The organism is Clostridium sp. HV4-5-A1G (genome assembly GCF_900184915.1).
In the GTDB taxonomy this organism is placed as follows: Bacteria; Bacillota; Clostridia; order Clostridiales; family Clostridiaceae; genus Clostridium_B; species Clostridium_B aromativorans.
The window spans coordinates 1-4,205 of the sequence record NZ_FXYI02000237.1 but is presented as its reverse complement, the minus strand read 5'-3'; the positions used below and the strand labels follow the sequence as shown (position 1 = coordinate 4,205).

At 27.3% G+C, this 4,205-nt stretch carries 4 protein-coding genes and 1 tRNA gene; 2 read left to right on the top strand and 3 right to left on the bottom strand.

The genetic code is table 11. The annotated features are described in order from the left end of the window. Nucleotides 1-228: 228 nt before the first annotated feature. Entirely contained in the window at nt 229-1,122 is an 894-nt protein-coding gene (locus J5G60_RS16905) for a phosphatidylserine decarboxylase (RefSeq protein ID WP_150358949.1), read from the bottom strand. A gap of 198 nt (nt 1,123-1,320) precedes the next feature. Between J5G60_RS16905 and J5G60_RS16900 the strand changes: the two genes are divergently transcribed. After that, a complete protein-coding gene (locus J5G60_RS16900) occupies nt 1,321-1,905 on the top strand; it encodes a TetR/AcrR family transcriptional regulator (RefSeq protein ID WP_150358950.1) in 585 nt (194 codons plus the stop codon). Nucleotides 1,906-1,913: 8 nt separating this feature from the next. Here J5G60_RS16900 and J5G60_RS16895 read toward each other — a convergent pair whose 3' ends face one another. Further along, nucleotides 1,914-3,479: an ABC1 kinase family protein gene (locus tag J5G60_RS16895; protein ID WP_207876587.1), complete on the bottom strand. Its 1,566-nt coding sequence runs from the start codon at nt 3,477-3,479 to the stop codon at nt 1,914-1,916. Nucleotides 3,480-3,542: 63 nt separating this feature from the next. Then, complete coding sequence (locus J5G60_RS16890) at nt 3,543-3,851, bottom strand: phasin family protein (RefSeq protein ID WP_150358952.1); 309 nt, start codon at nt 3,849-3,851, stop codon at nt 3,543-3,545. 185 nt (nt 3,852-4,036) lie between these two features. Here J5G60_RS16890 and J5G60_RS16885 point away from each other — a divergent pair. Next, a tRNA-Arg gene (locus J5G60_RS16885) sits at nt 4,037-4,113 on the top strand. The last annotated feature ends 92 nt before the right edge of the window (nt 4,114-4,205 follow it).

Below are 4,205 nucleotides of genomic sequence, written 5' to 3'. Positions count from 1 at the left end.
AGTGTGCGAGTAGCACTGCCAGTAACATGCCCTTATAGGGCTAGAGCAAACCACCCGTTTTACGGGTGGTGCTGATTGAAAATTTAGGTTCATCAGATATACTGTCGAAAATATTAAATATACTGTCAGTAATTCTTCCTATTTTAATAGTGTTGATATTAATTATTATAGATAAAAATAACAACTAGAGCTTTGTTAAAGAGCTGCAATAAGAAATGAAGAAAAAATTTAATTTTCATACTGAATTCCAATTTTTTCTCCCATTAATACCCTTGTTTCATAACCTTTTTTTGTCTGCTCAATTATGTCTTTATCAACTGTAATTTTATTTTTTTCAAAAAATAAAATTACAGTTGATCCACCAAACTTGAAATACCCCTTTTCAGCACCTTTAGAAATATCTTTTTTGGGGCAATAAGTTTGTATTATTGAACCCACGCAAGTAGCGCCTATCTCCACATAAATTACATCACCAAAATTATTAGAATGAAAAATACTCCATTCCCTTTTGTTTTTACAAAACACATTAGAAATATTTTCTAAAGATATTGGATTTACGGAATAATAGTCTCCTTTAATTTTTTTATAAGATTCGCATTTTCCCCAGTCTATAAAGTGAAATCTGTGGTAGTCTGTTGGGCATAGCCTGAATATTAAACAGGTGCCATTGTTGAATTTTACAGGTGTTTTGTTATTGTTTATTAGATCACATAGGCTGTATGTAAATCCTTTAATTTGGACAATTTTGTTTAAATTTATATGCTCATATGCTGTCAATCTTCCATCAACAGGTGATATTAAAATTTTTTTATTCATATTAATTGGCCTAGCATTTTTTTTGAGAGACCTTGAAAAAAAATCATTGAAACAATTAAAATCATTGTAATCCATGGCACATTCAGACATATCTATATTAAAATCATCTATAAAGGACCTGATTTTCCTTTTACTGTATTTGGTGCTGCAAAATAAGCCATATAATTTAGAAAATATCTTCTTTTTAACTATGATTTCAAGAAATTTCATTCCCAGGGGGGAAGAATAGATCCACTTTAAATAAGCATCTCCTGCCACTTTTTCTATATTATAATTTTTCGTCCTTCTGTTAAAATATCTAATCATTTTCTACCTTCCAGTTAACATTTTAAATAGTTGAATTTGTTTATTATTTATTTTAACATTATAATAATTATATGAAAATGGCTTTTAAATCCTTTTATTAAAAACTATTGAGTTATTTTAATAACAGAGTATAATGAAAATGGATATAATTATACTGACCAGTCAATAATTATGCGATAAAAATCTGGAGTGGTATTTATGAATAATACGAAAAGAACGATTTCTGAATCTGCTATAAAAGTTTTTTCTAAAAACGGGTATAATGGTGCAACAATGGATGCTATAGCAGCTGATGCAGGTGTGGCAAAGGGAACATTATACTATCATTTTAAAAGCAAGGAAGAGATATTTAAATATATAGTTCAAGAAGGGATGAATGTACTAAAGGGAAAAATAGAAAGTGATTCTAAAGATGTAAGTGACTCTTTGGAAAAGATAAGAATTCTCTGTAGAGTTCAGTGGGGATTGATTTATGAGAGCAGAGATTTTATAAAAGTAATAATGAGTCAGATTTGGGGACAGGAAGCAAGGCAATTAGAATTGAGGGAATGTATAAAATCTTACATAGTTTATATACAAAATTATTTAAAAGAAGCTGTGGATGATGGCAGCATAAAAAAATGTAATTTATCTTTTTTATCGTACACCTTATTTGGAACAGTCTGTTCTGTTGCTGTTTATGAATTAATGAATGAAGATAAAAAAGATCTGGATGATATGATAGAAAGTCTTATGAATTATATTTTAAATGGAATAAAGGTAGAAAAGGAGAATAAGATTTAATCTCCTTTTTAAAATCTTCCGGATTTAATTATGGAGATTATCAATATAATTCCGATCAATATAAAAAATATAAAATTTACAATACCTATTAATGGGATATTGTAGATTTTAGGACCTATATTAAAATTTAAAATCAGAGATGAACTTACAATTATGGAGCATGTTATTAGGGAAAGTGATAGCCTGTTTACCATTTTATTTAACTGGTTTATGGAATCATCAATTTTACTAAATTTTAATTCAATTTTAGTTCTTCCATTTAATATACAATCCATTAATTCTATTGTTTTTATTGGAAACTTTGAAAAATTTTTTGTAAAATTATAGGAATTTATAAGGATATTTTCTGGATTTATATCATCAAAATAATAAAATTTATTGTTGCTTTTAACAAAGGGTATTGCTATGTCTAGAATATCAATTTCAGGTGATATTTCTGTTACTAGACCTTCTACCATAATTAAACTCTTCACCAGTAATATTAAATTTTTGGGTAAAGTAATACTATTATTTTTTGCACATTTAAAAATTTCTGTTAATAATACTGAAATCTTTATATTTTTAAGAGAAGTAGACAGATAGTTTATTAAAAACAATTCTACATCTTCATACAATTTATTTCTATCTATAAGGTCTTTTTTTACACCTATTGATATAATAACAGATACAAGTTTGTCTGTATCTTTATGTACTATGGACATAATAGCCTCATTTAAAAGAAGTCTAAGTCGGGGCGAAATGGTACCTACTATTCCAAAATCCAAAAAACATATTTTTTTATTGAGTACCATTAAATTTCCAGGATGGGGATCAGCATGAAAAAAGCCATCGGTAAATACCTGCTTAAAAAAAGATAAAGCTAATTTTTTACCTAAATCCTGTAAATCATATTTTTCTTTTTTTAGTTTTTCTATGTTATTTATTTTAAATCCATAAATTTTTTCCATAGTCAATACTTTAATTCCCGATAATTCGTTTACTACATAAGGTACATAGCAAAAATTTACATTTTCGTTTAGTTTTTTGAATTTTGACATATTACTAGCTTCCAGATTAAAGTTTAGTTCTTGTTTAGTTGAAAAAAGTAATTCATCCAAAGCTTCTTCAGGATCAATTAAGGATTCTTTAAATTTAACTTTAGTAATTTTTATAATTTTATACAGTATATATATATCTGTTTCCATCTTCTCTTTTATATTAGGTGTTTGTATTTTTACGATAACGTTTTTCCCATTTTTTAAAGTTGCATTGTATACTTGGGCAATAGATCCCGATGCCAGGGGGATCTTTTCAAAATGTTGAAAACAATCTTCTATGTTTTTATTAAATTCTTCAAAAAATACTTTATTTATATTTTCATAACTTTCAGGAAGTACATCATCTTGGAGCTTTGAGAGTTCTTCAATGTATTGAGAAGGCATTATATCAGGTCTTGAACTTAATATTTGACCTATCTTTATAAAAGTAGGTCCAAGTTCTTCGAAAGCTTTTCTGAGATTTTGAGGTGACTTTTCTTTATTGTGATTTTTAGTACATACTAAAAATTTAAAACCGTATTTAGCTAATACCTTCATTATTTCTTTAAATCTTTTCGAATATAAAGTTTTCATGACATATATTTTGTTCTGACTAAAGCTTTAAGCTTTAGTCATTTCTTTTATTTTATTTTCAAGTGCAATTAATCTCTCATTTATTGATGATATATCTTCTTTAGACGCAAGATTCATATCCTTTAGTATTGATAGCAAATCATTCTTGTTTATAGGTTTTATATCTTCTTTTTTAGCTATAACTGTTTTTTTTAATTCTTCAGATAGTTGTTTCCCCTCATCTACTGTTATTTTCCCCTTTTCAACCATTTCCTCAATTAATTTTACTGCTTTCTCATAAGTATATGCAGCTGAACCTATGCCTGCCAAAAATAAATTTTTTAATTCATTGATCATATTTAATCCTCCTATATAAATTTATAAATAAATTACCTAACAATCCATATGATTAGAAATTGGTAGGATTGTAGATAATATAAAGTTTTTTATAATGCTGATTTATGCTTTATTTAATAAAAGTTCATAAAAAAATTGACAATTTTCATAAATTATAATAGAATATGAAGGTAGCAAATGTATATGCGCTCGTAGCTCAGTAGGATAGAGCAGCGGTTTCCTAAACCGCGTGCCGGAGGTTCGACTCCTCTCGGGCGCACCATAGAGTTTCGTAAGTGCAATATTTAAGGGACATTTATCTTAGAAAAATTTTATCTATTTAGAGATAGTATATCATTTATTCTATATTTATAT

Coding starts and splice junctions, on each gene's coding strand:
- J5G60_RS16905 (WP_150358949.1), bottom strand. CDS start 1,122: ATGATTAGATATTTTAACAGAAGGACGAAAAATTATAATATAGAAAAA.
- J5G60_RS16900 (WP_150358950.1), top strand. CDS start 1,321: ATGAATAATACGAAAAGAACGATTTCTGAATCTGCTATAAAAGTTTTT.
- J5G60_RS16895 (WP_207876587.1), bottom strand. CDS start 3,479: ATGAAGGTATTAGCTAAATACGGTTTTAAATTTTTAGTATGTACTAAA.
- J5G60_RS16890 (WP_150358952.1), bottom strand. CDS start 3,851: ATGATCAATGAATTAAAAAATTTATTTTTGGCAGGCATAGGTTCAGCT.